Below are 1,841 nucleotides of genomic sequence, written 5' to 3' on the forward strand. Positions count from 1 at the left end.
AGCCAGAACTTGACGGCGGGTCATGAAACGACCGGTGACGGCCTCAAGGCTGTACTGTAACGGCCATCCGCCAACCCTTCTGGTGGTCCCATCTATCGAGGCCGACGCCGGCACCCGGACGACCTAGTCGACCTGTCGACCACCCTCGATAAGCTCTCGCGCTGACTGGAGCGCGGCCTCAGAGACGGCGTCTCCCGAGAGGAGCGAGGCGACCACCTCCGCCCGCTCCGTTTCGTCGAGCCGACGAATGCGCGTCCGCGTCCGTCCGTCCTCGACCAGCTTCTCGACCTCGAAGTGGACGTCGCCGAGACTCGCGATCTGGGGCAGGTGCGTGATCGCGATGATCTGGTGGAACTGGGCCAGCCGGTGCATCGACTCGCCCGCGCGCCGCGCGATCGGCCCCGAGATGCCGGTGTCGATCTCGTCGAACACCAAGATCGGCAGGCGCTCGGACTTGGCCAGGATGGCCTTGAGCGCCAGCATGATGCGCGAGACCTCGCCGCCGGACGCGACCTTGACGAGGGGCTTGGGGTCCTCGCCAAGGTTGGCCGACAAGTGGAACTCGACCAGGTCCGCGCCGACCGGGAACGCCGTCACGCGTCGGCCCTTCGCGTCGCCGAGAGTGATCCAGCCCGCGTCGTCGTCCTGGTAGTCGAACTGGACGACGAACCGGGCGTGGGGCATGCCCAGCGTCGCGAGTTCGACGGCGACCGCGGCCTCGATGCGCTCGGCCACCTCATGGCGCTTCTGGCTGAGACGGTACGCCGCCTGGCTCAGCGTCTCCTGCGCGTCCTCGATCTGGGCGTCCAGCTTGGAGATGGCGCCCTCGAAGTCCTTGGCCAGGTCGTACGTCTTGCCGATGTCGGCGCGGTACTCCAAGACGGCCTCAGAGGTCCCCCCGTACTTGCGCTCGAGGTAGTCGATCTCGCCCATCCGCTCCCGGATTTCGTCCAGCCGCTCCGGGTTGAATTCGATCTCGGCGTTGTAGCCCTGCAAAAACTGCGTCGCCTCCTTGAGCGCGATCTCGGCCGAGCGGACGTCGGACAGCGTCTCGTCGAACGCCGAGTCGATCCGGGCCAGGTCCTGGAGTTGGTTTCGGACCAGGACGAGTTGGTCGTAGAGGGCGTCGTCGGACTCCGAGATCTGGGCGTAGAGCTCGGCGGTCGCCTCGTACAGGTGCTCGGCGTTCTCGAGCACGCGGCGCTCGGCCTCCAAGGCGTCGGCCTCGCCGGGCTTGAGGTCGGCGGCGTCGATCTCCTCGATCTGGAACCCGTAGAGCTCTTTCTGCTTCTGGAGCTCCTTCTCGCGCCGGACCAGGTCGGTCCGCTCGGCCTGGAGCTTCGAGACCGCTCGGTACGACGTCTGGTAGGTCGAGACCAGCCCGCCCAACCCGCCGAAGTTGTCCAGCAGTTCGACGTGGGTCTCGGTACGGAGCAGCGACTGGTGCTCGTGTTGCCCGTGCAGGTCGATGGTGTTGGACGCCACCTCACGCAGCACGTCGAGGGTCGCCGGGGTGTCGTTGACGAACGCGCGCGAGCCACGCGACGAAATCTCGCGCCGGATGACCAGATTCCCACCTTCCGACGGGTCGATCTCGTGCTCCTCCAAGAGCTTGGGCAGACGTCCCTCGTCGGCGTTGTCGAACACGCCCTCGACGTACGCTTTCTTCGCCCCAGTCCGTAGCGCCTCCGTCGATGCCCGCTCGCCCAACAGCAGCTTGAGCGCGCCCAGCAGGATCGACTTGCCCGCACCGGTCTCGCCCGTGATGATGTTGAGCCCGCTGTCGAACTCGACCTCAAGGCGCTCGATGAGCGCGTAGTCGCGGATGGTGAGGCTACGCA

The 1,841-nt window shown here is 66.6% G+C and carries 1 protein-coding gene; it reads right to left on the bottom strand.

Going from position 1 to position 1,841, the window contains the following annotated elements; translation table 11 throughout:
- Positions 1-123 precede the first annotated feature (123 nt).
- Positions 124-1,841: DNA repair protein RecN (gene recN / locus WBA11_RS18245; RefSeq protein WP_424522061.1), on the bottom strand; the 1,718-nt coding region annotated here is incomplete at its 5' end.

Source organism: Rubrivirga sp., from assembly GCF_049648075.1.
GTDB lineage: Bacteria > Bacteroidota > Rhodothermia > Rhodothermales > Rubricoccaceae > Rubrivirga.